The 25,889-nt window shown below is 44.6% G+C and carries 29 protein-coding genes; 14 read left to right on the top strand and 15 right to left on the bottom strand.

What is annotated here, in order from left to right:
• The first annotated feature begins 5 nt into the window (after positions 1 to 5).
• On the top strand, positions 6 to 215 hold the full coding sequence (locus tag Q9R36_RS00275; RefSeq protein ID WP_009793763.1) for a hypothetical protein: 210 nt from the start codon (positions 6 to 8) through the stop codon (positions 213 to 215).
• Positions 216 to 267: 52 nt separating this feature from the next.
• Here Q9R36_RS00275 and Q9R36_RS00270 read toward each other — a convergent pair whose 3' ends face one another.
• The 3 genes from Q9R36_RS00270 to Q9R36_RS00260 all read right to left on the bottom strand — a co-directional run bounded on the left by Q9R36_RS00270 (position 268) and on the right by Q9R36_RS00260 (position 1,866).
• Positions 268 to 564, bottom strand: coding sequence for a hypothetical protein (locus Q9R36_RS00270; RefSeq protein ID WP_009793762.1), 297 nt, complete (start codon positions 562 to 564; stop codon positions 268 to 270).
• A 47-nt stretch (positions 565 to 611) separates the two neighbouring features.
• Positions 612 to 1,460, bottom strand: coding sequence for an MBL fold metallo-hydrolase (locus tag Q9R36_RS00265; protein WP_094768988.1), 849 nt, complete (start codon positions 1,458 to 1,460; stop codon positions 612 to 614).
• 118 nt (positions 1,461 to 1,578) lie between these two features.
• Positions 1,579 to 1,866, bottom strand: coding sequence for a hypothetical protein (locus Q9R36_RS00260; protein WP_022543871.1), 288 nt, complete (start codon positions 1,864 to 1,866; stop codon positions 1,579 to 1,581).
• Between the two features lie 336 nt (positions 1,867 to 2,202).
• On the opposite strand from Q9R36_RS00260, the gene Q9R36_RS26075 reads away from it, so the two are divergent.
• Complete coding sequence (locus tag Q9R36_RS26075; protein ID WP_083783103.1) at positions 2,203 to 2,658, top strand: MerR family transcriptional regulator; 456 nt, start codon at positions 2,203 to 2,205, stop codon at positions 2,656 to 2,658.
• A gap of 74 nt (positions 2,659 to 2,732) precedes the next feature.
• Positions 2,733 to 4,049: a hemolysin family protein gene (locus tag Q9R36_RS00255; RefSeq protein WP_009793757.1), complete on the top strand. Its 1,317-nt coding sequence runs from the start codon at positions 2,733 to 2,735 to the stop codon at positions 4,047 to 4,049.
• A gap of 33 nt (positions 4,050 to 4,082) precedes the next feature.
• Here Q9R36_RS00255 and Q9R36_RS00250 read toward each other — a convergent pair whose 3' ends face one another.
• Positions 4,083 to 4,661, bottom strand: a complete 579-nt coding sequence (locus tag Q9R36_RS00250; protein WP_187445378.1) for a YitT family protein — start codon at positions 4,659 to 4,661, stop codon at positions 4,083 to 4,085.
• A 131-nt stretch (positions 4,662 to 4,792) separates the two neighbouring features.
• Here Q9R36_RS00250 and Q9R36_RS00245 point away from each other — a divergent pair, with 131 nt between their 5' ends.
• From Q9R36_RS00245 to Q9R36_RS00230, 4 genes are all read left to right on the top strand, one after another.
• Positions 4,793 to 5,656, top strand: coding sequence for a dimethylarginine dimethylaminohydrolase family protein (locus Q9R36_RS00245; RefSeq protein WP_148949444.1), 864 nt, complete (start codon positions 4,793 to 4,795; stop codon positions 5,654 to 5,656).
• Positions 5,657 to 5,727: 71 nt separating this feature from the next.
• A complete protein-coding gene (locus tag Q9R36_RS00240; protein WP_022543874.1) occupies positions 5,728 to 5,895 on the top strand; it encodes a hypothetical protein in 168 nt (55 codons plus the stop codon).
• 83 nt (positions 5,896 to 5,978) lie between these two features.
• Complete coding sequence (locus Q9R36_RS00235; protein ID WP_009793752.1) at positions 5,979 to 6,182, top strand: hypothetical protein; 204 nt, start codon at positions 5,979 to 5,981, stop codon at positions 6,180 to 6,182.
• 88 nt (positions 6,183 to 6,270) lie between these two features.
• Positions 6,271 to 7,380, top strand: coding sequence for an AI-2E family transporter (locus Q9R36_RS00230; protein WP_094768986.1), 1,110 nt, complete (start codon positions 6,271 to 6,273; stop codon positions 7,378 to 7,380).
• A gap of 63 nt (positions 7,381 to 7,443) precedes the next feature.
• Here the strand turns inward: Q9R36_RS00230 and Q9R36_RS00225 are convergent, their stop codons facing one another.
• On the bottom strand, positions 7,444 to 8,001 hold the full coding sequence (locus Q9R36_RS00225; protein WP_311224368.1) for a GNAT family N-acetyltransferase: 558 nt from the start codon (positions 7,999 to 8,001) through the stop codon (positions 7,444 to 7,446).
• A gap of 120 nt (positions 8,002 to 8,121) precedes the next feature.
• Here Q9R36_RS00225 and Q9R36_RS00220 point away from each other — a divergent pair, with 120 nt between their 5' ends.
• From Q9R36_RS00220 to Q9R36_RS00205, 4 genes are all read left to right on the top strand, one after another.
• Positions 8,122 to 8,466, top strand: a complete 345-nt coding sequence (locus Q9R36_RS00220; RefSeq protein ID WP_311224367.1) for a hypothetical protein — start codon at positions 8,122 to 8,124, stop codon at positions 8,464 to 8,466.
• 86 nt (positions 8,467 to 8,552) lie between these two features.
• The gene (locus Q9R36_RS00215) at positions 8,553 to 9,032 is read left to right on the top strand and encodes a YusW family protein (protein ID WP_009793748.1); all 480 of its coding nucleotides are present in this window, start codon (positions 8,553 to 8,555) and stop codon (positions 9,030 to 9,032) included.
• 199 nt (positions 9,033 to 9,231) lie between these two features.
• Entirely contained in the window at positions 9,232 to 10,347 is a 1,116-nt protein-coding gene (locus Q9R36_RS00210) for a metallophosphoesterase (protein WP_311224366.1), read from the top strand.
• 96 nt (positions 10,348 to 10,443) lie between these two features.
• Positions 10,444 to 10,581 (top strand): hypothetical protein, encoded by a 138-nt coding sequence (locus Q9R36_RS00205; protein ID WP_009793745.1) that lies wholly within the window; start codon positions 10,444 to 10,446, stop codon positions 10,579 to 10,581.
• Between the two features lie 907 nt (positions 10,582 to 11,488).
• On the opposite strand, the gene Q9R36_RS00200 is transcribed toward Q9R36_RS00205, so the two are convergent.
• The 5 genes from Q9R36_RS00200 to Q9R36_RS00180 all read right to left on the bottom strand — a co-directional run bounded on the left by Q9R36_RS00200 (position 11,489) and on the right by Q9R36_RS00180 (position 17,412).
• Positions 11,489 to 12,427, bottom strand: a complete 939-nt coding sequence (locus Q9R36_RS00200; protein WP_311224365.1) for a ketopantoate reductase family protein — start codon at positions 12,425 to 12,427, stop codon at positions 11,489 to 11,491.
• 145 nt (positions 12,428 to 12,572) lie between these two features.
• Positions 12,573 to 14,018, bottom strand: a complete 1,446-nt coding sequence (locus Q9R36_RS00195; RefSeq protein ID WP_094768981.1) for a carbon starvation CstA family protein — start codon at positions 14,016 to 14,018, stop codon at positions 12,573 to 12,575.
• Between the two features lie 148 nt (positions 14,019 to 14,166).
• Positions 14,167 to 14,901, bottom strand: coding sequence for a LytR/AlgR family response regulator transcription factor (locus Q9R36_RS00190; protein WP_094768980.1), 735 nt, complete (start codon positions 14,899 to 14,901; stop codon positions 14,167 to 14,169).
• A gap of 1 nt (position 14,902) precedes the next feature.
• Positions 14,903 to 16,639 (bottom strand): LytS/YhcK type 5TM receptor domain-containing protein, encoded by a 1,737-nt coding sequence (locus Q9R36_RS00185; RefSeq protein WP_311224364.1) that lies wholly within the window; start codon positions 16,637 to 16,639, stop codon positions 14,903 to 14,905.
• Positions 16,640 to 16,968: 329 nt separating this feature from the next.
• Positions 16,969 to 17,412, bottom strand: coding sequence for an NUDIX hydrolase (locus tag Q9R36_RS00180; protein WP_311224363.1), 444 nt, complete (start codon positions 17,410 to 17,412; stop codon positions 16,969 to 16,971).
• Between the two features lie 100 nt (positions 17,413 to 17,512).
• Between Q9R36_RS00180 and Q9R36_RS00175 the strand changes: the two genes are divergently transcribed.
• Complete coding sequence (locus tag Q9R36_RS00175) at positions 17,513 to 18,109, top strand: biotin transporter BioY (RefSeq protein ID WP_094768977.1); 597 nt, start codon at positions 17,513 to 17,515, stop codon at positions 18,107 to 18,109.
• A gap of 121 nt (positions 18,110 to 18,230) precedes the next feature.
• The gene (locus Q9R36_RS00170) at positions 18,231 to 18,503 is read left to right on the top strand and encodes a YqhV family protein (RefSeq protein ID WP_022543878.1); all 273 of its coding nucleotides are present in this window, start codon (positions 18,231 to 18,233) and stop codon (positions 18,501 to 18,503) included.
• A 365-nt stretch (positions 18,504 to 18,868) separates the two neighbouring features.
• Here Q9R36_RS00170 and Q9R36_RS00165 read toward each other — a convergent pair whose 3' ends face one another.
• Positions 18,869 to 20,209 carry a S8 family peptidase gene (locus Q9R36_RS00165; protein ID WP_101547787.1) on the bottom strand — a complete coding sequence of 447 codons (1,341 nt, stop codon included), beginning with the start codon at positions 20,207 to 20,209 and terminating at the stop codon, positions 18,869 to 18,871.
• Positions 20,210 to 20,375: 166 nt separating this feature from the next.
• Here Q9R36_RS00165 and Q9R36_RS00160 point away from each other — a divergent pair, with 166 nt between their 5' ends.
• Positions 20,376 to 20,951 (top strand): YkoP family protein, encoded by a 576-nt coding sequence (locus Q9R36_RS00160; RefSeq protein ID WP_101547788.1) that lies wholly within the window; start codon positions 20,376 to 20,378, stop codon positions 20,949 to 20,951.
• A gap of 85 nt (positions 20,952 to 21,036) precedes the next feature.
• On the opposite strand, the gene Q9R36_RS00155 is transcribed toward Q9R36_RS00160, so the two are convergent.
• The 4 genes from Q9R36_RS00155 to Q9R36_RS00140 form a co-directional block, all read right to left on the bottom strand.
• A complete protein-coding gene (locus tag Q9R36_RS00155) occupies positions 21,037 to 21,993 on the bottom strand; it encodes a cation diffusion facilitator family transporter (protein WP_009793732.1) in 957 nt (318 codons plus the stop codon).
• A gap of 88 nt (positions 21,994 to 22,081) precedes the next feature.
• Positions 22,082 to 23,185 (bottom strand): Ger(x)C family spore germination protein, encoded by a 1,104-nt coding sequence (locus tag Q9R36_RS00150; protein WP_311224362.1) that lies wholly within the window; start codon positions 23,183 to 23,185, stop codon positions 22,082 to 22,084.
• The gene (locus Q9R36_RS00145) at positions 23,182 to 24,276 is read right to left on the bottom strand and encodes a GerAB/ArcD/ProY family transporter (protein ID WP_009793730.1); all 1,095 of its coding nucleotides are present in this window, start codon (positions 24,274 to 24,276) and stop codon (positions 23,182 to 23,184) included. Before Q9R36_RS00145 ends, Q9R36_RS00150 begins: the two co-directional genes overlap by 4 nt.
• Positions 24,254 to 25,768 (bottom strand): spore germination protein, encoded by a 1,515-nt coding sequence (locus tag Q9R36_RS00140; protein WP_311224361.1) that lies wholly within the window; start codon positions 25,766 to 25,768, stop codon positions 24,254 to 24,256. Before Q9R36_RS00140 ends, Q9R36_RS00145 begins: the two co-directional genes overlap by 23 nt.
• Positions 25,769 to 25,889: the final 121 nt, after the last annotated feature.

Raw genomic sequence — 25,889 nt, 5'->3', positions numbered from 1 at the left:
GAAGCATGGACCCCATTAAGCCGGGAAGTGAAAAAATGCCAGATTTCAGGGAGCTGGATGACAGGCTCATTGCAGAGCATTCTTCGGTGCCTTTCCTCGTCATCAAGACCAATCTGGATCCTGAGAACTCAACAATAGAAAATCCATATTACAAAAATGAAAAACTGACAGACCGGATTGCCTTTGAGAGTTATTTTGATGAAGAGCAGCAGTAAGAAAAGCCCTGGATAACCAGGGCTTTTCTGCTTTTACAGCTTCAAAAGCCTGTCAGTAATATTCATAGCCGCAGCTGCCATGGTCCCCATACAGCATTGAGATCATCTTTTCTGAATCCTCTTCTGATACCTGCCGGTAATCATGGGCAAAAGCCTTGAATGTGTCGCAGAATCCTACATTATTTTCGCCTACACTCTCAGCCCAGCTGGAAAAATTACGGTAATCTTCAAGCGGATCATAAGATTCGAATTCGGCCACTTTATCATTGGATCCCAGTGTGGTGACTTCAATCCCTTTATAAGAATTAGGATCATGTTCTTCATACTTCACGCATGCATAGAAAATCATGCAGTCCAGCCCCTTTTTAATCTCTAGTTTGGGCCGGACAGGACATTTTATGCATTCCCGTCGACATATTTGCCATGGTCCGGTACAGCCAGATCGCCAAAATGATCGGCAAGCTTCTGCAGACCCTCTGCCAATTCCGGGCCGGACATCGGACGGCCATGCCCTGTTCCAGCGGCCGAAGGGTTCAAAGCAGCCAGCTTGATGACAGATTCTTCTGCGGCTTTCCAGTCGGTAGTCAGGTAACGGGGCGGCCCGTTCACTTCTTCTTCCTGGACAAGAACTTTATAAAGGGAATCCTGCCTCACCGTCACAAAAGCATCCCCTGCAATGAGCAGGCTGTCATCTTCTCTGAACAGGGATACATGGCCAGGAGAATGTCCTGGTGTATGGATCCATTTCCAGCCCGGCAATGGAGGAACAAAACCATTAGAAGGAAGCGGATGGATATATTCACTAATATCAATCCCTTCATGCGGAAAGAGCGGTGACATCTTGGCAATCATCCCGCCCTCGACACTGGCATCAGGCTTAGGATAATCTTTCTCCCCTGTCAGATATGGAAGTTCAAGCTCATGTGCATAAACTGGCACTTTCCAGGTTTTAAGCAGTCCGATTATCCCTCCAATATGATCAAAATGCCCATGGGTCAGGACGATTGCTTTCGGTGCGGCTCCCACGCCATAGAGATCTTCTGCTGCTTCAATAATTTTATCAGCTGATTTTGGCATGCCTGCATCTATCAGCACCCAGTCACCTGAGCCATCGCTTAGCTCAGCATAAAAGACATTAACAATTTGAATCGGCAGGCAATGGACATCAGGGGTGATATTTTTCATATCTCCGCTTGTTGCAGAAGCAACCGGGAGAAAACGGTTGGATGATGAACTTTCTTTCATGAAATCAGCTCCTCTGCTAGTCTGTCTATCTTTACCCTTCTGAAGCCGAATTAGTCGCTCATACGCACTGTTTCAGGCGAAAAAAAAAGCACCCTGCCAGGATGCTCAGCCAGCCTGATTAATAGGCCTTGCCCGCAGCAATGCGGTATTGCCTGATGAAGTCCTCAGGGCTGATATAAACTTTATAGGGATAAAGGCCATGGTTTGTATGCAAGTATAAAAACCCGAAAGAAGACTGTTCCCGGTAGGAGACATCATAGATATCAGCCAGCCGGAACTCGCGGTCTTCTGCAACGACCCGGTCATCATAAAGGTGGAGGTGATATTCCGTTTCAATCACTTTTTGTACATTCCACTCCACTTTTCTGCTGTATATTCGATAAGGATGCGAACAGCGGTGTGCCAAATCGGTCAGTTTCCCTCCTTTATTAATATAGAGACAGGATTGCCTGGAACCCGGTTATGTATCATGGTAAATGAAGCTGCCCCGCTATTTCAACTAAAATGCGGCCCGGCTCAATGCCGGGCCTTGCCCTGCTAACGCCTGCTCTTGCTTTTTCGGTAGACGAGAAAGGCGACCACAATTGCCGCAATAATAATCAGCGGCAAGAATGAAAGCACAGTCTGCCAAAACGGATGTGTAGAGTCCATAAAATAATTCCTCCCTGTCCTTTTTATAGGTTTTACCCTATCCTGATAAGAAAATTCCATTACCGCCAAAACTTTATGATTGTGATTTTAAATAAATAGGATTATCATTTTCACTATAACTAAAACGTTCTGCTGGGGAGGCGATGAGTTTGGGGCAGAGAAACTGAAAATCGGAGAGATTGCAAAAAGGGCGAATGTAACGAAGCGGACGGTAGATTATTACACACAAATCGGCCTTATTAAAGCAAGACGGTCTGCTTCCAACTACCGCTACTATGATGCAGAAGCTCTTGACACCCTTAAATATATCGAACAGTGCAAAAGGAACAGCTTTTCACTGGAAGAAATAAAGAACAGGCTAAAGGAAAAAGAATCAGATCTTATCGATTATGAAACACTTAAAGTAAAGATATCCGGTTTGGATAAGGAGCTTTCCGAGCTGCTCCAAAATCTGGAGGATAAAGGACTGAAGAAGGAAGCTCTTAAAAAGCACCTTTCTGCTGAAAGCATATCCCTCATGCAGACCATTCTCCTGTTATTGATGTAGCCCTCCTGCCGGAACTTACAGTAGACTTTTTTACTCATCCAGGAGGTGTAAGCCTTACTCTGTAAGGCGATTCGTTGGACATATTTATCAATTTGGTATTAGTTGCACTTTTAATTGCTTTAACCGCTTTTTTTGTGTCAGCAGAATTTGCAATTGTCAAAGTCAGAAGTTCGAGGATTGACCAGCTGATTGAAGAAAATAAACCTGGGGCCCAGGCGGCCAGGCATGTGATTACCCATATGGATGAATATCTTTCTGCCTGCCAGCTGGGTATCACCATCACAGCGCTGGGTCTTGGCTGGCTTGGAGAGCCCACTGTCGAGAAGCTGCTTCATCCCCTTTTTGAAAGTTTGGAGCTTAATCCATCGCTAACCCATCTTTTATCTTTCGGAATTGCCTTTGCTTCCATTACTTTTCTGCATGTAGTGGTCGGCGAATTGGCTCCAAAGACCATGGCCATTCAGCTATCAGAAAGAATTACCCTGTTGTTTGCAAAGCCGCTGATTTTGTTTTATAAGCTGATGTTCCCTTTCATTTGGGCGCTCAATGGTTCAGCCAGGATCCTTACCGGCCTGTTCGGGCTTAAGCCTGCATCAGAAAATGAACTGGCCCATTCAGAAGAAGAGCTCCGGATCATTCTTTCCGAAAGCTATGAGAGCGGAGAAATCAATAAATCAGAGCTGACCTATGTAAATAACATCTTTGAATTTGATAACAGGCTTGCCAAGGAAATCATGGTGCCGCGGACTGAAATCGTCAGCCTTTCCATCGATGACAGCGTGGAGGATATCCTCGGTACCATCCGCGAGGAAAAGTACACACGCTATCCGGTCATAAATGGAGATAAAGATAATATTGAAGGAATCGTCAACATCAAGGACATCCTGACTGCCACTGTAAAAAGGGAAACGCTGACAGGTTCACCCATCACAGCTTTCATGAAGCCTGCCATCAGGGTCATTGAGACAATACCGATTCATGATCTTCTCCTTAAAATGCAAAAGGAGCGCACCCATATGGCCCTGCTGCTGGATGAATATGGAGGGACAGCGGGGCTTGTGACAGTAGAAGATATCATAGAAGAAATTGTCGGTGAAATCCGTGATGAATTTGATGCAGATGAAATCTCCGACATCCGCAAATTGGCTGAGGGGCATTATATCATCAGCGGAAAGGTTCTTATTGAAGATGTCAATGATCTCCTTGGCACAAACCTGCCTGAAGAGGATGTTGACACATTTGGCGGCTGGTTCCTTTCCCAGCGGTATGATGTCGTTCAGGGGGAAGAAATCATCGAGGAAAACTATTCCTTTACAGTCAAAGAACTGGAAGGCCATCATATTGTTTTTATAGAGGTCAGGAAACTGGCTGAAGAAGAAAGCCCTGAGTAAGGGCTTTTTTTTTTGACTCCAACACTGCCCTCCTTACTCTTTTGCTGCCCGATAGGTGCATAAGCTTGTGACCAGCCCTACTGTCAGGACCGTGATAAGGGACAGCATGAAAGTATCGCCTGAAACCAGCAGGCCTCCGATTGATATGACAAGGCAATCAATCAATAAAATCACTATTCCCACATTTATTCCTGAAAGGTCTGCGATAAATTGCGCCAGCAGGTCTGTTCCCCCGGTGCTGGTGCCATAGCGGAGCATTAAGCCTATGCCGAGGCCGACCAGCGCCCCGCCGGCTATAGAGCCGATTGCAGGGTCGATATATGGAAGTGACCGGCTGACCGGGTTCATGATATCGATTAAAATGGAAGACAACAGCAAACCGTGCAGGCTGTTGAAAAAATAACCTCTATCCTTGAACCAGGCAAGAGCAAATATCGGAATGCTCATCAGCAGGATGGACAATCCTGCTTCAAATCCCCATAAGTAGTTGCAGATCAAACCCAGCCCGATGACACCGCCGTCGAGAACCTTGTTAGGGATTAGAAAACCGTTTATTCCCAAAGATAGAAGTAGGCATCCAGTAAGGACGATAGCCGTTTTTTTAAAAATCATGATTGAACACTCCTGGCTGCTGCATGTCCTCTAGTATATGAAGCCAGTCCCCGGGATAGTATGAGCTTTTTTCATAACTGTCCTGGTTTAGGTGAATAGTAAGGAAAGTAACCTAATCTTAGGAGGATATTATGGTAAAGCAAACGCCAGATATGCCGGCATATGTTGGAAGCGAATATGACCGGCTGAAAAAAGTGGTTCTATGTGAACCGGAGCATATGACAATCAAAGATGTGATCAACGAGACCCAGCGCCATTTTCTGAAAGAAGGCATTGATATTGACAAGGCATTGGAGCAGCACCGCAATTTTGTCAAAACACTAGAGCAATACGGTGTGGAAGTTTCCCTCCTCCCGGCCAGGGGCAAATATCCTGAACAGGTATTCACGAGGGATATCGGTTTTACGCTTGGCCAAACGGTGTTTGTGGCCGAAATGGCAAGCAGGATCAGGCAGGGAGAAGAGGATGTGTTCAAGGAATGGCTGGAGAAGGAGAGAATTTCCTATTTCAACCTGATAGGAGAAAAAATTGAAGGCGGAGATATCGTCATAGACCGCGACACTGTTTATGTTGGCTTGAGTGACAGGACAAATGAGAAAGCCGCTGCCCATTTGAAATCACTTCTGCCTGATCATGAGGTAATTACGGTCCCTTTTACAGATAAATTCCTTCATCTGGATTGTGTCTTCAATGTCATATCTGAAGACGAAGCCTTGATTTTCCCAGGAGAAATTGAGCCGAAAGCACTGGAATACATCAAATCCAGGTATCACCTGATAGAAGTAACCAAAGAAGAACAATTTTCCCTGGGCACGAATGTATTATGCATCGGGGACAAAAAGATCTTCAGTCTGACGGTAAATGAAAATGTCAACAGCCAGCTGAAAGAAAGAGGCTTCGAGGTGATCGAAGTGGATATAACGGAAATCATTAAGTCCGGGGGAGCCTTCCGCTGCTGCACCCTTCCTGTGTTGAGAGAAAGTCCCGGAATCTGAGGATAAAAATGATCATCAAGCCTCCCTTCCTTTCATAAGATTTATATATGACTGGTTGGGAGGCATAATCTGTGATAAATCTTTTACCTGCAATCATCCCTATACTATTATTGCTTATGATCATTGAAGAGGGATCCATATTTGGAATTTGCCGCTATATGAATGGACCAGGTAAATTCGAGAAATCATTGGCCGCCGGACTGAAACAGGCAAAGCAGAAGTTTTCAGAAAAAAATTAGCTCCGCGGACCAGGAACCCATTGTTTGAGTGACCTGGATATTATAAAATAAATACATTCCATAAAGACAGGAGTGTAGATTAAATGGCTAAATCCAAAGCGAAGAAGCTGCGCGCTAAAATGGTGCGTGAAGGAAAAAGAAATCCGGAAAGCAAAAGAAGCCCTTATGCATTGATTGATATGTCTGAGAGAAGGACAAAAACAAAGAAAGATCTTTTATACAAATCCAAACATAAGGGCCAATCTGGGTCTTTTTATTTTGCACTTCGAATGGTGATGTCCGCCTAAAATACATAGCCTGGCAATTATCAGGAAAATTATCCTAACTTCTGTTATACTTTTTACAGGAAGAAAGCGAAAGCGAAAGGTGAATTCTGTGACAAAAAAAAATATCCAATTCTGGTCCCTTCAGATCCTTCTGATTGTGGCCATCATTTACGTATCATCCAAAATCTCCTTTTTATTTGAACCAATCGGAATCTTTGTGTCTACCTTGTTTTTCCCGATTATCATCTCAGGCTTCCTTTATTTTCTGCTTAACCCGGTCGTCAATTTCCTCCAGGCAAGAAAACTGCCGAGGACCCTTGCCATCATAATCATCTACCTGATTATCATCGGGCTTATCGTCCTGGTGATCGGCAGCCTTGTTCCTATCATTTCAAAGCAGGTTACAGCATTATTCAATGATCTGCCGACATATGCACAAAGAACAAGAATCTACATAGAAAATCTTTCAAGCTCGCAGCAGTTCAAATGGGTTATGAACCAGGACTATGTCCCGATTGAAAATCTGGAAAGGTCATTGATGGAGTTTGCCAACACAATCCCTGACAGGGTGACAAATGGAATTTCCAATGTATTCAGCCTTGTCGCCAATATTACAGTCACGATTGTAACGGTTCCCTTCCTGCTCTTTTATATGTTCAAGGATGGCGGAAGATTTCCGGCTGCCATATCCAAATTCCTCCCTCTTTCTTATCGGAGTGAAGGTTTAAAGACACTGAAGGAGACAGGTGAAACCCTGGCAGCTTACATACAGGGACAGGTGACCGTGGCTTTATTCGTCGGGACTCTGGCCTTCATCGGCTATATGATCATTGACCTGCCATATGCCCTCGTTCTGGCGCTGATTGTCGCTGTTACGAATATCATTCCTTACGTCGGTCCATTTCTCGGCGGGGCGCCTGCTGTATTGATCGCACTGTTCGATTCCCCGGCCAAGGCCATCCTGGCGATTATCGTCATTGCCGTTGCCCAGCAGGTTGAAGGGAATATCCTATCTCCTCTGATACTCGGCAAAAGACTTGATACACATCCTGCTACCATTATCATTCTGCTGCTTGTGGCAGGAAACCTTGCAGGAATTCTGGGCATGATCCTTGCAATTCCTACGTATGCGGTTGTAAAAACAATTGTCATGAACTTTGTCCGGTTCCTTCGGGCAAAAAGAGAAAGTGTTGTCTCGGGCTCAGATACTGCCCTATAAAAAAGGAAGCAAACTCAGTTGAGTTTGCTTCCTTTTTATGGTGTTCTTAGCTATTTTCCTTTTTTACAAGTCTATCCCGCTTTTTTTGTCATATTCCATCAGCCAGGCATCTCTCCATTCACCTTCATGGTATTCGTTTTTCGGGAGAAGCTTTCTTTTTTGCAATCCGCAGCTCTCATAACAGGCAATGGCCCTTTCATTCCATGTCTGGGGATCCATGACTACCAGGTCTGCTCCCTTTTCTTTTATTAAATAGCTGATCATTGACTGAACGAGCAGCTTCCCGATTCCTTTTCCCCAGCATTTTGATTCCCCGATGAACTGGTCTGTACCATAGACAGAAATACCCGGAAGGTATCCGTATTTCTCCCTTTCTTCTTCTTCCAGCGGATAAAACTGAATATATCCCAGTTCTGTTTCTTCCCATTCAAAAATACAGGCTGCCACATGCCGGTCCCGATTATAGAAATGCTCATCTACCATTTGCAGTGAATGAGGATTGTCTCTGCCTTCGTAATATTCCAGTACTGACGGATCCTGCAGCCAGCGTACAAGGTGGAATTTATCCCTTTCTTCCAGTTCTCTTACTTTCAGGCTGCCATTTTCAAATAATACACTCATTATAAGCCTCCACATTAATATTCACTCTATTATAAGAATTCTATAATCTTCTGTTCTTTCCTGTATGAACTCAGTTTTTTCTGTCAATAGTGGTAGAAAACACAGGAACGGGGTTCATAGATGAAGAAAGGCATTTATTTTATCAATGAAAAACTGGCAGCCGGAGATTATGCGCCTGAAATTGTACAGGAAATCCAAAAGAAGGCAGCGCAAAATTATATGAAATTAAACGGGATATCTCCTGTCAAGCTGAACCGCTGGCAGATTAATGAGCATTATGAAAACCTGCATGCCCTTTATTATGACTTAAAGGAAGGCAGAACGATGCTGGACTGCCTCGTATGTTATAATGAACGATCTGCTTCTGACTTCGCTGCTGCCTATCCAGCCAGATGGCTGCTGCTGAAAAGTTTTTTCCATGAAATATGCTTTTCAGAGGATCGGCTGCTGCCTGCAGCAGAGTAGATCAGAACAGAAAACCTCACATATGCGTTTTTAATATAGCGAAATAGGAAATATACATATTATAAAAACGAAATAGGAGGTCTGTCATGAAAAAATCGAAGTTATTGAAACCAATAGCAGCCGCCCTTCTGATGCTGCCGCTTGCTGCCTGCGGGAATGATGAGAATGAAGTCCAGGATCCGCCCCCTAGTGCACCTAGCCAGGAAGATGATTTGAATACAGATAATAAACAGCCGGTTGAGGATTTCTCCCGCATCAATTTTACAGATTTTGAGCTTGATGCTGAGTATCCGGATATGAAATCGTATGAAGTTGATTACGAATATGATCGAAATAATACGATGGAAGCTGAGATCAAAGATGGTTTAAATGATGAAGAATTAAACGGAGATGAAGCGCTGGACAAGCTGCTGGAAGCATTCAAGCAATTTACTTTTGATGAAGAGTCTTCTGAGGATGAGGTACTGGTACAGGTAATACAAGGCCTTGATCTTAACGAAGACTATGAAAATATTGAAGTTGAAGTAACTTTTACGGATGGTACAGAAAAAACTTATTCAAAATAAACGAAATCTGAAGGGACAGCTGGACTTAGCCCTTCAGATTTTTTACTGTGTTCCTGAATGGGAAATAAAAGGCTCTGCTGCTGAAAGCGGTATTTGCGGTCCTCCTTCTATAATCTGAACAGTTATCCTCCGCTTAACTTTCTGGCATGATTCTTTGTGTTTAAGGCACAATAACAGAATCACGGGAAGGCGGTGAGCCATGTTGAAAAAAGAATCCATTTTTATTACCGTGTTTGTTTTATTAACCATGCTCCTCTGTGTTCCTTCAGGCTCAGCTGTATTCAGCGAACACCATCCCAACATGCAGCTCAGGATCATGGAGACGACGGACCTTCACTCTTACATATTGAATTACGAATATAAAAGCGGAAAAAAAGTGAAGAGCTTCGGATTTGTAAAAACCGTTAGCTTAATCAAAAAAGCGCGCCTGGAGAGACATAATACCCTTCTTTTTGACAATGGCGATCTAATCCAGGGAAGTGCTCTGGGAGATTATATTCATGAGCATCCCGGCCTGCCTCACCCTATTATCAGCATTATGAACGAGCTGCAGTATGATGCCGCGGCACCCGGCAATCATGAATTCAATTACGGGCTGGGCTATCTTAATAAAAAGCTGAAAGAGGCAGCCTTTCCTTATGTTAACAGCAATCTCTTTATCCAGGGTACAGAATCATTCCAGGAAGAGCTTCCCTATTTCTCCCCTTATGTGATTCTTCATCGGAACTTTACGGCAAATGATGGCAGAAAATATCCTGTCAAAATTGGTGTGATTGGTTTCATTACACCTGTTGTCCTGAAATGGGATGAAGAACATTTAAAAGGAAAGCTCAGCAATAAATCAATGGTCGAGTCAGCTGAGCATTATATTCCGATTATGAGGGAAAAAGGCGCAGATGTCATAATAGCACTGGCACATGCTGGTCTCGAAGCTGATGAACAGGTTAAGGATAAAAGCAGGAATTCAGTGCTCGGGCTGAGCAAGGTGCCTGGAATTGATGCCATTATGTTCGGCCATACCCACCAGGTCTTTCCGTCTCCTAAACTCAGGGACAGCAGCGGTCTGATCGATTCGGAAGCAGGCACAATCAATGGAATTCCGGCTGTACAGGCAGGTTCTTGGGGAAGCCATTTAGGGATTATAGATTTCAGCCTGGCTCTTGATGAAGGAAAGTGGAAAGTTGTATCAGCAGATTCCGAAGTCCGCCCCGTCTTTCTGCCTGATACACCGGGCCTTTCAGGCGGCATTGAAAACGATCAGAGAGCAGAACAGCTCGCAGAGGAGATTCATACTAAAACGAAAAAGCATAAATGAGTGAACTGCAGGTAATTTTACTTTACTTCCAATCTCTGCTATTTTATACTAAAATGTATGAAATTAGACCTATTTCGATAGTAGGGGTGACTATTTATGCTGAAAGACAGCGAATATTTGCTTTTTATTAGGGAAATTGGCAGATTGATCACTGACTTTGAAAAATGCAAAGAGCCTGATATCCAGCAGAAAATCCTCCAGGATATAAAACTGCTGGGGTTTGCTCTCCAATAGTATAAGGTTAAAGATCTGCATTAGACTTTAAGACAACTAATGAAATTAGAAATCCCCTTCAGGCAAACAGAAGTTGTGATTGGGGGGAAACCCTCTGCTTCTGTTTTTCAATGAGCAAGTGGGCTTTGGCGGCCCTGACTAAGACCGTCTGATTCACTTTTCTGTAGCTAGATGGTGTTAGTCGCTCTGACTAAGACCCTCTGATTTGCTTTTCTGTGGACAAGAGGGTATTAGTCGCTCTGACTAAGACCTTCTGATTCACTTTTCTGTGGCTAGATGGTGTTATTTGCTCTGACTAAGACCGTCTGATTCGCTTTTCTGTGGACAGACGGTTTTAGTCGCTCTGACTAAGACCCTCTGATTCGCTTTTCTGTGGACAAGAGGGTATTAGTCGCTCTGACTAAGACCCTCTGATTTACTTTTCTGTGGCTAGATGGTGTTAGTCGCTCTAACTAAGACCGTCTGATTCGCTTTTCTGCGGCTAGAGGGTATTAGTCGCTCTGACTAAGACCTCTGAATCGCTTTTCTGCAGCCAGAGGGTGTTAGTCGCTCTGACTAAGACCGTCTGATTCACTTTTCTGTGGCTAGATGGTGTTATTTGCTCTGACTAAGACCGTCTGATTCGCTTTTCTGTGGACAGACGGTTTTAGTCGCTCTGACTAAGACCCTCTGATTCGCTTTTCTGTGGACAAGAGGGTATTAGTCGCTCTGACTAACACCCTCTGATTTACTTTTCTGTGGCTAGATGGTGTTAGTCGCTCTAACTAAGACCGTCTGATTCGCTTTTCTGCGGCTAGAGGATATTAGTCGCTCTGACTAAGACCTCTGAATCGCTTTTCTGCAGCCAGAGGGTGTTAGTCGCTCTGACTAACACCCTCTGATTACTTGTCTCCGGACTGTTTTGAGTTTACCCCCTCTCTTTTTGTTCTTCCCTCCTCTTTTCATATACCTGCAGATTCATATAGATGGTATTCAGAACTGGCACTGGTAAACGGTGTTCAGCCGCTGCATCCAGGAGATATTTAAAGAAGTGGGCTGACTCGGTCTGCAAGCCTTTTTCCATGTCTCGCTGCATGGAAGATTTCATATGATATCCGACTGCATTTATTTTCTTAATGATATTTTCTTTTGCATCATCCGGAAGATTCGCTCCCAAGCTTTTCATGACAGGAAGGATTTCCAGAGCAAGCCCCTCTATGATGCTTCTCCCCTCTGCTGTATCCCTTATAGGACCGACTGGCGAACGTGTCAGCGTTGTAAGCCCGGACATCATGCTGATAAAAAGATACTTGCTCCACATTTCACTCACGATCTCACTGCTGTACCGGAAAGAAGCCTTTGTTCCGGCAAGTGCTTCACGTATTCGGGAAATCCGCCCGGTCTCCCTCCCGTCAATTTCGCCAAAAACAACCTCCTGTATATCGCTTTTCTGAACAATTTCTCCTTTTTCATCCAATGTTGATTCTATGAAGCAAAGACCTCCAAGGAGCCTCTCCTTTCCAAAGGCCCTTTCAAGCGTGTCGATATGTGCAATGCCATTCAGCAGCGGAAGGATGCATGTACCTTCTCCAGCAAAAGGCTTAATATTTCCGATGGCTTCCTCAAGGTGATAGGCTTTCACAGAAAGCAAGATCAAATCAAAGTTTTCTTCTGAAGGAAGCCCTGTTCTCAGAAGCTTTGGTTTCAACATCGCATCTCCATGTACGCTGTTGATGACCAGGCCGTTCTGCTGAAGCTGATCGTATTTCTTTTCCCTTACTAGAAAGGTAACATCTTCTCCTTTTTCAAGGAGCCTGCCTCCGAAATACCCTCCTACTGCTCCTGCCCCTGCAATCAATATACGCATATTCTTACCTTCCTTTCTCAGAAAACGGCTGCAAAACTAAATCCTGCATCATTCCGTTTATTTCCAGCATTATTTTTAATTTTAGCACAGCATCTAAGCAGAAGAGCCCGGAAATGCTCATCCAGGCTCTTACGCATAATTGATCTTAAGCAACTCTTCCTGTGATATCTTCTTCGAGTGCGATATTGTTCTTTCTTGCCCTTCCTGCAGCGTTATAGAAAAGAACAGTGATAATAACCGTAGCAATCGCAGCCCCTAAATACGATATATTCATTGAAAGGCCAAATCCGATTTTTGCGTTCAGGATATAAGTGACGGTGGCCATTGTCATGAAGATGCCCGGTATCATGGCAATCCAATAATTTTTTCTGGCAATGAAAAGGTACATGCTTGCTACCCAAAGGGCGATGACAGCAGTAGACTGGTTTGCCCAGGAGAAGTATCTCCAAAGAATCTCAAAGTCAATCTTTGTCAGTGCAAATGATATTACAAACAGCGGCAGGGCGATAACCAGGCGGTTGCCCAGCTTCTGCTGGCCGAAGCGGATATAGTCGGCAATGATCATCCTTGCACTCCGGAAAGCAGTGTCGCCTGATGTGATCGGCAGGACTATCACTCCGAGCACAGCAAGTGTTCCGCCGACAGCACCAAGAGTCAGTTTTGAAGCTTCACTTACTACTGCGGCAGGCCCGCCTGCTGCAAGCAGTTCATTCAAGCCTGCAGAGCCATTGAAAAGGCTCATTGCAGCTGCAGCCCAAATCATGGCAATAACGCCTTCTGCAATCATCATGCCATAGAAAATCTTTCTGCCTTGGTCCTCATTTTCTGTTGTCCTCGAAATGATTGGGGTCTGGGTCGCATGGAATCCGGATAAAGCCCCGCAGGAAATTGTCAGGAACAGAAGCGGGAAGATCGGTGCATTATCAGGATGCATGTTTGTCAGATTGATTTCAGGGATAGGCGCACCGCTGATGATGAGCGAAGCCCCTACTCCAAGCGCACTGATCAAAAGCAATGCTCCAAAGATGGGATAAAAGCGTCCAATGATTTTGTCAATCGGCAATAGTGTCGCCAGTATATAGTAGATAAAGATGGCACCAAGAATCAGGCCCATGCTCATCCACCCGTTCATCAAATTGTGAAGAAGCCCTGCCGGGGAAGTAACAAATACAGTTCCCACAAGAAGCAGCAGCAGAATGGCAAATGCATTCACAACATGCTTCATAAAGCTGCCGAGAAATTTTCCGGCCAGTTCCGGCAAGTGTGCACCCCTGTTGCGGATGGAAATCATACCTGTCAGATAATCATGGACAGCACCGGCGAAAATGCAGCCGAGCACAATCCACAGGAAAGCAATTGGTCCATATAATGCACCCATGATAGGTCCAAAGATCGGACCAACACCTGCTATATTCAGCAGCTGGATGAGAGAGTTTTTTTTCGTATTCATCGGCAGATAATCAACGCCGTCTTTGTGCGTATAAGCTGGAGTCTGCCTCTCCTTTTTAACGCCGAATACTTTTTCTACAAATTTTCCATAAGTGAAATACCCTGCTATAAGTAAAATGATGCCTGCTATAAAAGAATACAATTGAAATGCCTCCTTTTGTAATCGCTTACAGAAAGTATAAGGCACCTGGAGGAAAATGTGGCGGAATTGTGGCCAACATGTCAATAATCTGTCTTAAGATGCTGAAATAGAGAGGTGAAATGCAGGCACAATACTCCTGCCTGCATCACTAAATTTCCAGCCTGCTCCTTAATCCTTTGGCATAATTCCGGCTGACAGATAATATTTCTTCAGACCCCTCCACTTCAAGCTGGTAAGCGCCGTTAAACCATGGAGTCAACCTTGATACATAGGGCAGATGGACGATTGTGCTTTTATGTATGCGGAAAAAAGGAAATTGCTGCAGCCTGCTTTCAAGCTCCTTTAAAGGAGTTTTAACAGAATAGCTTCCGTTTTTCGCAACAATCCTTGAAACTTTATCATCACGAGAAATATATAGGATGGACAATGGGTCTATATAAGAGATATTGCCATCTTCCTCCACTGCCAGTTTCCCCGGGTTCACGGCTGCGGCTGTGCTGTCGCCTTCTTCTGCAAAAATCTTTCTGAGTCTTGATACAGTTTCTTTAACCAGCTCTTCGTCAAAGGGCTTCAGCAGATAATCAACCGCTTCATAGCGGAAAGCTTCTGCCGCAAACTGCGGGTAAGCTGTCGCAAAGATGATTTTTGGCACTTTTTTTAAATCATTCAGCGATCGGGCGGCTTCCATGCCATTCATTTTTGGCATTTCAATATCCAAAAATACAGCATCCGGCTGCAGCTGCAGACACTGGATGACTGCCTGTTCACCAGATTCTGCTTCCCCTATTACCTGAAGGTCTCCATATTCGTTCAGCAGGTGAACAAGCTCCTGCCTGCTGTATGGCTCATCGTCCGCAATCAGTATGCTGATTTTTCTTTCCATGCTATTCTTCTCCTTTGTCCGGCAGCACGAATGAGACTGTCGTCCCTTCATTCAGCCTGCTGTCAAAATGAAGTCCGGCTCTTTCCCCAAAGAGCATCGCCAGCCTCCTGTTTACATTATAAATTCCAAGTCCTGTCCCAGTCAGGGAAGGTACGATGCCCCTTGCCAGCTGGTGAAGGCGTTCTGTTTCGATACCTGCTCCATTGTCAGAAACGGAAACTTTTGTCCCTTCTTTTTTAACAGCAGCAGAAATAATGATCCTGCAGTCAGCTTCCTTATCCTTGATGCCATGCTTGACTGCATTCTCTACTAGCGGCTGGAGTGTCAGCGGCGGAATTTGAGCAGAAAGTGCTTCCTCTTCTATCCGGAATTCAGTTTTAAGCCTGTCAGAAAATCTTGCTTCCTCTATTTCCAAGTAGGCTTGTACATGCTTTAATTCTTCCTTCAATGTTGTACGTTCCAAAGTTGTACCCGTAAGATTCTGCCTCAGGAAATGGGAAAGCGACAAGAGCAGCTTGCGGGCTTTCTTTGGATCAATGCGAATCAGGGAAACAATTACATTCAAAGTATTAAACAAAAAGTGCGGGCTGATTTGTGCCTGCAGTGCCTTGATTTCTGCATCCTTCGCAAGCTGGTATGCTTTCTCTCCCCTTGCAGCATCGAGCTGATTGCTAAGGAGCATGCTCAGACCGGAAATTAATTCAATGACTACATTGGTAATTTCTTTTTCTGACTTAAAATAGAATTTCAAGGTGCCGATGGTCTGTCCCCTTTCCTTCAGCGGAGCAATGGCGGCAGCACCAAGCGGGCATGACGGACTGCTGCAGCTGATATCATTCCTGCCGGCAATGATCAAGGCTCCTTGGCCAAGAACCTTTCTGGTTATATCTGTTTGAATCAGATGTCCTGATTTGTGATGGTCATCAGCCACACCAATATGAGACAGGATGCGTTCATCATCTGTAATCGACACGGCGCTTGCATTGACTTCGTGGTAAAGGATGCGGCATACCTCTTCTGCCGCATCGCTGGTCATCCCTTTTCGCAGATGCTTCAAAGTCTGGCGTGCCAGGCGCAGGGATTTCTGCGCCTGGATGGCTGCAGCTTTTTCCTCTTCATTGACCACGCTTTTGATGATCAGCAGGAAAATGGCACAGCCGACTCCATTGGCGAGAATCATGGGCAGACCGATGGTTTCGACCAAAGCTGAAGCTTTGCTATAAGGCCTTGAGAGAAGAAGGATGATAAGCATCTGCACACTTTCGGCCAGGGCTCCGATAAAAAACGCTGTCGACAGCTTCACATGCCTGTTTCTCTTATGCAGGATGCTTGCAATGATCCCAGCAAAGATTGAAGCCAAGCCGCAGGAAAAAGCTGTAAAGCCGCCCAATGTAAAACGGTGGACTCCTGCCACCAATCCGGCGCCAATCCCTACCCTGTACCCTCCGAATAGTCCGGCAAGAACCACGCCGATCACCCTGGAGTTTGCAATGGCTTCATCTGAAGATAGCTCTGACGCCCAGCGGCTGAACTGCAGGGTATCCGTGTCAAAACTGACACCGGTATAGGTGCCGAATATACCGAAGAATCCAAAAAAAAGAACAGCGACCCACCGCTGTTTTGCCGTCAATGATTCCTGGTATATCATTTCGCGGAAAAAACGGAATCTGGTCAAAATGAAGGCAATGGTAACAATCAGGCCAAGCCTCTCGAGCATTGTCAGCAGCAGCTCGAACATACGGACACCTTCTTCCTACCAGTTAATTGCCCCTATTTTACTATAATTTCTGAAGCTTTACTATTATCCAGAAAAAGAGAACATAAAAAAGCACCTGCCGGAAAGGCAGGTGCTTCACTATTCAGGCTAATATTAAAAGCGCAACCATGACAACAGATGGGAGGCCGTAGTAAAGAGCATTTTTGAATAAGATCTCATTAGTATCCTGGTTCTCCCACCCTTTGTATTCTGGACGTCTGCGGGTATACCACTCGCCATATGTCTGCATGATTATCACCCTTTCTTTTATTAGTTCTATACCCGTGCAGGCAGAAAAGTACACATTTGGATTACAAGAAACGGATTAGATAATTTTCAAGCCCGGCTGGAAAAAGTACTTCCCTCTCATCAATAAAAGAAATAACTGGTATCCATTTTGCTTCCGACTTTCTCCCATTTTCGTTCACTGGAATGGACTCTTTTTCGTATAGTGACTCATTCACAAGCTCGGCCTTATAAAGCTGTGTCAATTCATGTCTCGTGATTCCATTAATAGAGTAAATGTTTTCTATGCAGGCAATATAATTCACTATATTGATCTCTGCTCCTATCTCTTCCATGAACTCTCTTTTCAAAGCATCTATCGAGGTTTCCCCAAGTTCTATTGTTCCTCCGAGCGGGCGGTAAAAGACTCCCTCACCCTTTGAATGCTTCCCGCTGAGCTTTTCCGCCAGGATGCGGCCGTCCTTATAAATAATGCCCAATGTATTTGCTCTTGGCCTGTCCACCATCATTCGAACTCCTTTAGTAAACTAAATATAATTTCAGTTGACATATAGTCGTTTTCCATCTTATTCTTATTTTAGTATAAAACAATTCTGGGAGGCATAATTCATGAAAAAGAAATTGACGCCGCTACATCTTTCATTGGCCGGTATGTTTACTGCCCTGATGGCAATTGGAGCAAATATCACATCATTCGTCCCATTCATGGTTATCGGAGGGGTCCCTATTACCCTGCAAACATTCATCGCGATCCTCTCTGGCGCCATCCTTGGCAGCAGGCTGTCAGCCATCGCCATGACTGTATATGCCTTGGTTGGCATCGCTGGTGTCCCTGTGTTTGCAAAATTCGGCTCCGGCTTTGCGACTGTCATCAGCCCGACATTCGGCTTCATCCTTACATATATTCTTGCAGCTTATGCAACAGGGAAGATAATTGAAAAGAATTCAAGCAAAGCATCTTATATCACAGCTGCGCTTACGGGACTGGCCATCAATTATATATTAGGGACAAACTATATGTATCTAGCCTATAAACTATGGTTTGCAGCACCGGAAGGCTTCACTTATGCGATGGCATGGATCTGGATGCTGGTTCCGCTGCCTAAGGATATCATACTTTCCGTACTGGCCGGCCTTCTTGCACTAAGACTGAATCGGAATGCGCTTTCTGGCAGCCGTTTGAATAAACTGAAACAGTCAGCATGATGCCATAAAGATTCTGTCATGATGGGCAGAATCTTTTTACTTTCAGCAGGTGCTGGAATTGTTTGTCCTTCCCGGCAGTCCGGCTGCATATACTATAGCAAACTGCTTTTGGGAGGTACTTATGTTTCAGCTTTTGGAAAAAACCATAATCATGATGGCTTCACTGAGGATTTTTTCGGGAAGCCTTGAAATTTTGGCTGCATTTCTGATCATTAAATACAATGATATTGAAAAAGCACTCGTATTGAACAGCTCTCTCGCCCTCGTTGGCCCGCTCATCCTGATTGCAACAACCACTATAGGGCTCATTGGCCTTGCCGATAAGGTTTCATTTACCAAGATGCTCTGGGTATTTGCCGGTGTCGGCTGCATTTTGTATGGAGTGAAGAGCTGAGCGCAGCCAAGGCTCCATAAACTAAGCTTATATATGGATTGTAGGCTTATTAAAAGCTTAATTAGTTAATTTTCATTTTTCCTATCCCTTAGCTTTCAGCTGGAGTGGTGCCGTTGATTTCCGTGCACTTCGCTTTCTGCGGGGAGGCGCTGCTTTACCGAAGGACTCTGCGTGCCTTTCACTCCAATCAGCAGGGGTTTAATAATTTTTTGGGTTTTTGATGAGGCTCTATAGGAGCTGCAAAGACTAAAAGCATTTTTATTTCAAGCAACGGCTTTACCTCTGGAGAAAAAGTATATCCAATTAATGTTATCCAACATGGAAAAGGACCTGCCCGCTCATTACCGCGGCCGGTCCTTTTGTTATTATTCAGCAGCTGCAAGTGCAGCATTGATATCAATCAGGCCATTGCCGAAGTAAGCATCCCTGCCTTCTTCCCCAATATCCCTCGCTGTACCTTTTATAATATTCATGACCTCTCTATTGGACAAATCAGGATTGACTGAAAGAATGAGCCCTGCAAGTCCTGCGACATGCGGGCTTGCCATGGATGTGCCTGAAAGGGCTGCATACTGATTTTTAAAATAGGTGCTTGGAATATACACACCTGGTGCGGTCACATCAATATAATAACCATAATTAGAAAAATCAGCTTTTTCACCCGTATAGCTTACAGCCGATACACTGAGCACTTCCGGAAAGGCAGCCGGAAATGATGGCTGTTCAGAGTTGTCATTCCCTGCAGCTGAAATGAGGACCGCTCCTTTGTCATAAGCATACCGGATCGCTTCCTCCAGGAAAGCAGACGGCTGGTAGTTGCCAAGGCTCAGATTGATCACATCTGCTCCGTGATCCGCTGCCCAGATAATGCCCTTGGCGATATCGAATGTATAACCGTAGCCCTTGCTGCCCATTGCCTTAACCGGCATGATCCGATTATTCCAGGTTATGCCTGCAATACCTTCCCCATTGTTTGTTTCAGAAGCTATAATGCCTGCAACGTGAGTTCCATGGCCATTGTCGTCGTCAAAATCGCTGCTGTTCTGCATAACATTATAGCCCTTCATCAATCGTCTCCTGAGATCAGGATGATCTATATCCACCCCTGTATCGACAACGGCAATAATGATATCTTCATCACCCTTTGAGATATCCCAGGCTTTCTCAATATCGATGGCAGGCAGGTTCCATTGGTACTTTTCTCTATAAAGCAGGTCATTCGGAAGCTGAGTTTGATTTTGCATCAGGATGAAGTTAGGCTCTGCATAGGCGACATCAGTCCGTTCCCTGAAAAACTGCAGAAGGTCTGCGGTTGTCATACTGTCAGACTGAAAAACAAATATGGAATCCATGTGCCGGAAGAATTCTGCATCAAGTCCGGCTGCCAGACTGTCAAGCTCATCATCATCAGGAGGAGAGGAAAATTTAACAGTAGCTTCATGCTCTTTATAGTGGCTTTTATCCTTCAGGTTATGATGGATGATCTTCACATCGTCATCCCTGTTCAGGATTGTTTTAATTCTTTCGCCCTGTTCTATTGCATTGATTCTCAGCAGGCGGCTTGAGCTTTGTTCTAAAGATTGTGTACGACCGGAGAGCTCCCCTTCATCTTTCCTTTCCTGGTTGTTGCCCGGCAGCTGGAATAACATCATAACAGCCGCAAACAACGCTGCAGCACTGATGAGGGCTGTGATTATTCTTTTCATTAAAGTGCACCTCGGGTTGTCAGTTTTCTCTTAGCGTGCTCATGAATGCTGCTAATCATGATGGTAAACATTCACATCGGACACAGCCTTAAGTTTGAATACAGGGAGTATACAAAAGCATCTTTTATAAAAAGCTAACAAAAAATCAACATCAAAGGAGACTGGAATGATCATTCGTATCTGGCTGATTTACTTATGGGATTTCCTTGATCCTGTCTATTATTGCTGTACAAGGTTGTTTCATTTAAAGCTGGAGGAAAAGTACAGCGTATTCCGGGTCAGAAAGACGAAATATCGAGGTCCCGATATCATCCTCTCAGACGGCTCCTCCCTCAAAAAAAATGATATTGTCATCAAAATCCATCTTCATAATTCGAGGCTTCTCAAGCAGCTTGTCCACATTAAAAGCCCGGTATCCAGAGGCAGAGCTTTAATCAGAATTGTCGGCGAATCCATGCCCTGTCTGGCTCTGCATCTTGAAAAGCATCCTGACAGCGACTTAATCAAGGGTGTCATAGGCATCACCATGATTAACAAAGGCTACCAGATTCTTGGCTTTGAACGTCATCCTTTGACACACAGGGGGTATATTCTCCTTAAGCAGCTGATGCAGGCACCGATTTATTTTTTGTCCCAGCCTAAAGCTAAATGGAAGGACTTAAAGGATGCAGCTCCTGCGTATCTCGTCATGACAAAGCAGCAGCTCGCAGCAAAATATCGTCAGTCCCTTTTACAGCAATAATAGCTGACTATTTTAGATCCTGCATTTACAGCTTTCTGCTGCATAGAAAAGGCACACTTCTTTTGGAAGTGTGCCTCATTATTATCTAATCCCTTTTCCATGTGGTGATGTTGTCAGTTTCAAGGATTCCCATCCTGACATCCCCGACATCCGGATCTTTGAAGAGCTTATCCCGGACCCTGTAGATGATATCATCTGCTATGGCCAGGGAAAGGCCGGCTTTCAGCTCAATATAGCTTTCAATATGATACTTCCTTCCTTCCTGGAGGATGCGCATATCTTTAATATCAACCACGTCCGGATCTGATAGGATGGTATCTGCCACCCGGTCTTCAATTTCCTTTGGTGCCGCAACACCAATCAGTCCAAGAGTATTTTCATATCCAATTTTGATGGCAATTCCCACCAGCAGGAATCCAATCAGGATTGTCCCTACCCCATCCAGGAAATAGAAGCCTGTCAAATGGGCAAGGATGATTGAAATAAGTGCCAGCAGAGCCCCGAAGGTCGCGATGATATCTTCATAAAAGACAAGTCTTGTAGGCGGTGCAGCAAGGCGGACATTCTTAAATGAAGTCGTAAATACGCTGAATCCCTTTGCCCCGCTTTTTGTTTCATGGGCAATCTCTTTCATTGCCTTGACAAGGACCCCCCCATCTGTCAAGATGGCAAGAATCATGATAATGATGTTCAGCCACAAATCAGAAGACTCATGGGGATGGACAATAAGGTCCCATCCTTTATGAATGGTTTCGTATGCCATAATGGAAATCACAATAACCGCGATCAAAACGAATAAATTGACCACACGGCCAAATCCGCTTGGAAATCTTTTTGTTGCTTCTTTCTCGGATATGGCGCTTCCGAAGAAGACGAATCCCTGGTTCAATGCATCCGCAACCGAATGAAGGGTCGTAGCAAACATGGCACCGCTGCCGCTTATTGCTGCTGCGACTCCTTTGGCGATGGCTAAAGCCGTATTCCCTACAGCTGCAATCCCTGAAGACTTATTCCCTCTTTTTAAAAACGCAAGCAGTGACATCACCCTCTATCTTTGTAGTCTTTGTTTTAATATTTATTTACCATGATAGAGCGAAAACCAAACCTCTCAAATAAAAGGGTGGCAATCATTAATTGATGATGCCGTTACCCGAAATAAGGATGCGGACCTCCGGTTTTACATCCACCTTTGCATAATAATCACTCCCCTTTATGTTTTCCCATATATCCGGGTGAAAAGCGATTAATTCTCTTCCAACTCCCAGTAAGTCAGCTTTTTCCTCTTTAAGAATACTGAAAACCCCCTTTGCATCATCAGACATTTTTTGCGAAATTTCCCTGGCAAGCTCCTTGGCAATCTTTTTTTCGTGCAGATGATCGAGGGGATATTCCTCAATATTAATGTCAATCGACAGAACTGCCTTGAATACTGCCCTGCCGTAGCTATAGGTATAATGAAGGTCTCTTTTAACTTTGTTGACAGCAAAAGTGACCGTTTCGCCTTTTGACAGTTTATAAGCGAACCTGCATTCTTTGTTCATCTTGTCCATGAACAGCATCAAAAGACTGCTTTGCTCAGGGGTTATGACCTTTCCGGTAAATATCCTGTCATGAAACAGTGCGCTCCCGCTGACTTCAATCTTTTTATTCTCATCATTATTTTTAATAAAAGGAACCATAAAGTCTTTGCCCTCGTCGAAGAGGATGGTACAAATATTCTGCACTGTCAGCTCCTGGATTTCGGTGCTTTTTTCACTGTTAAGAAGCAATTCATACAAAAACTCCCCAAGCAAGGGTTCATTTTTATGATTCTCCGCCAGCAGAGCACCTGCACTTCCGTCAGCTACTGCCACTTTAGCAATGATGGGCGTCCGCGGAATACGGTAGACGATATCAAGGACTGTATAGATATCCCTTTTAGCCAGCTCTTCTCCAAGGATCAGCACTTTGCTTTTGGAAGGGTCAAATTCCCCCGCAAGTGACCGGTTGATTGTAAGCCTTGTATCCCGTATATTCAAGCCCTCTCCCTTTGAAATTTCATTGGTGGCCTCCTGCTGGGGATTAGGAACCTTGGTTGTATTGCGGATGATTGAAGTAGTTTCGTATTTACCGTCCTCAGTCAGATCAAAGGCGGAAATATAAACAAGGCGGGAATTTTTCAATAGCCTTTCATCCCAGCAGCCGCCTAGAATCAGCACTATGATAAGCAGCCATGCCAGCTTAATGGTCCTCAAAGGCCCGCACCCCCTTTCTTTAAAAATGCTGCTGCGATATACAAGACTAAAGGAAGGGCAGAACTGAAAATAAGCCCGGCAAAGGACACCGCCCTGCCAATGCTGGTTATCTCCATTTCCCCTTGCGGAATAAAGGTTAGGATGAAAATGATGCCTGTAGCAGCAAGGACGGCTCTTCTGTGCTTGATTTTAAGCAGCTTGGAGAGGCCCATTCCTGCCAGGTATGTATAGCTGATAATCGTTGTTGCAGCTGCCGTCATCCAAACGGTTATAAAGACGAGATCAAGCCTTTCTATGATCTTGAAGGTGATGGCTTTAAGCATGTACAGGACAGGTTCCGGGATGAGTACGATCTCCTTCGGGCTGAACATGATAATGCTTGCCATAAACAGATATAAATAAAATACACTGATCACTATCTGGGCCAAAAAGGCTCCCTTTACTGCCCCCTTTTTTTCCGGCTCCCTGACGAATGCCAGGAAAAACAGTGCCGTTTCTACGCCGAGAAAACCATATACTGCTTCTTTTGCCCCCCTTAAAATCGGGAGAACTCCTTGTGAGGCAACAGGGAACATATATCGATAATCAATTTCAGGCTCCTTAAAAATGAATAGAGAAAGGATGAAAAGAAAGACAATGAATACCGAAGTGAATGAAAACAGAGAGACGATGCTGCTAAAGGAGCCGCTGCAGGCAGAAACGGCTATGAACATCAAAAGAAGAATAAGAAGCCAGCGAGGTGTATCAAGCAAAACCCACCGGCCGATGATATCGGCAAAGTTCAGATAAACCAGCAGAGCTGTAGATACAAAATAGCATATATAGCCGAGATTGATCAGAGCCCCGCCCCATTTTCCAAACACCTTCCCTGAGAAATCAAACAGTGTCTGATGGGGGAAGCGCCTGCAAAGCAGCCAATAGAAATATATCAAGGAGAAAATAGCAGCGGCTGCCAGCAATAAAGATATCCAGCCGTCATTTTTTGCGGCCATATAAAGTGAATATGGCATGGACAGTATGCCTGCCCCTATTTGGGTCTGCAGCAGGAGGAAAAATAAATCCTGCTGGTCAATACGTGTCTTCACTTTCATTTCTTTTCCACCCCCTCGAGCTCCCCTGTTTAGTTAAAGAAGCTGCCATTGAATCCTTCGGCCTTTTCTTCATAAGCCATACAGGGACCCTTATGAATGTGTCTTTCAGCTCCTTCAGCCTGAGAGGTGCAAAAGGACTGAAATACGGAACACCAAATGATTTAAGCTGAGCTAGATGGATCACCAGCAGAAGCAGGCCGAACACAATGCCGATGAAGCCGAATATGCTTGCCAGAAGCATAAGCGGGAACCCGATAAACCGGAGGGTATTGCTCATTTCAATAGATGGAATGACAAAGGATGCAATTGCGGTCAAGGCCACTACTATGATCATGACATTGGAAACGAGGCCGGCTTCCACCACTGCAGTCCCAATAACAAGCCCTCCGACTATGCCAATGGTTTGTGCAATCGGCTGCGGCAGCCGTACTGCCGCTTCCCTCAGCAGTTCAAGGGCCAGCTGCATGAACATTGCTTCTATGACTGGAGGCACCGGCACAAAATTCAATGACGCCTGAAGTGTGTAAACAAGTTCAATTGGAACGATTTCATGATGATAGGAAACAACCGCCACATAGAAAGCAGGCAATATCAGCGACAAGATAAATGAGATAAGCCGCAGAAACCGGAAAAAGGAGCCCAGGTACCAGCGGTTGTTATAATCTTCCGGAGATTGAAAGAAAGCAAAAAATGTCACTGGCATGATCATCACAGAAGGGCTGCCATCCGTAATGAGCACAGCCCTTCCTTCCATCAAATGTGCAGCAGCTCTGTCCGGCCTTTCTGTATTCAATATCTGTGGAAACGGAGAAAAAGGATGGTCCTCGATGCAATCCTGGATAAATCCTGGACTCTGAATGCTGTCCATGGAAATGCTGGCAAGCCTTTTTGTAATCTCGGTTATCAGTTTTCCGGAGGTGAGGTTTTCTATGTAAATAAGTGCAGAAGCGGTATTGGTCGCTTTGCCGATCGTTATATATTTTACTTTTAAATTGGGATTCTCGATGCGCTTCCTGATCAAAAGGAGGTTCTTGCCGATGTTCTCAATGAATCCTTCGTGAGAGCCCTGGATAATATGTTCATCGGCCGGGTCAGAAATTTCTCTGGAAAGGCTGGAAGCTGCAGAAAGAAGCACACCCTCGGAAGAATCATGCTCCATGGCAAAGCAATATCCTGTCAGAATCCCTTTCAGTGCATCACTCAGGATAGAAGTGCGTTGAACCTCCTGTGTTTGCGCCTGTTTCTCTATGAGATTTCCTGCTGATAGTGAAAGCGGCTTGATGATTCTTTCCTCAAGCCTGGCATCATCAACCATGCTGGAAAGAAAAAAGAGATAAAGAGTCCTTCCCTCTGCTTCAATGATCCTTTCCTTGAAGTCATCAGAGCCTTCCATCTTCTTCCTGACATGATCAGCGGATACCAGCTCTTCAGGCATTTCTTCAGGCTTCCATTGATACTTTTTTTCAGTAGTGTTTTTCTTTTTAAAAGCCATTGCTTACACCCCGGTTATGCTCTTTCTTTCAGTGCTGGATGTTTTTATTATGCAGTTTTGCCGGTAATTTACTCGTGTACTTTTTCCTTAACAAAAAAAAGAATGGGAATTCCCATTCTTT

Origin of the sequence: Bacillus sp. AG4(2022), assembly GCF_031844465.1 — a bacterium.
Lineage (GTDB): Bacteria > Bacillota > Bacilli > Bacillales > Cytobacillaceae > Bacillus_AB > Bacillus_AB infantis.
The sequence above is the reverse complement of the archived record's forward strand: the minus strand, read 5'-3'. Positions and strand labels throughout refer to the sequence as shown.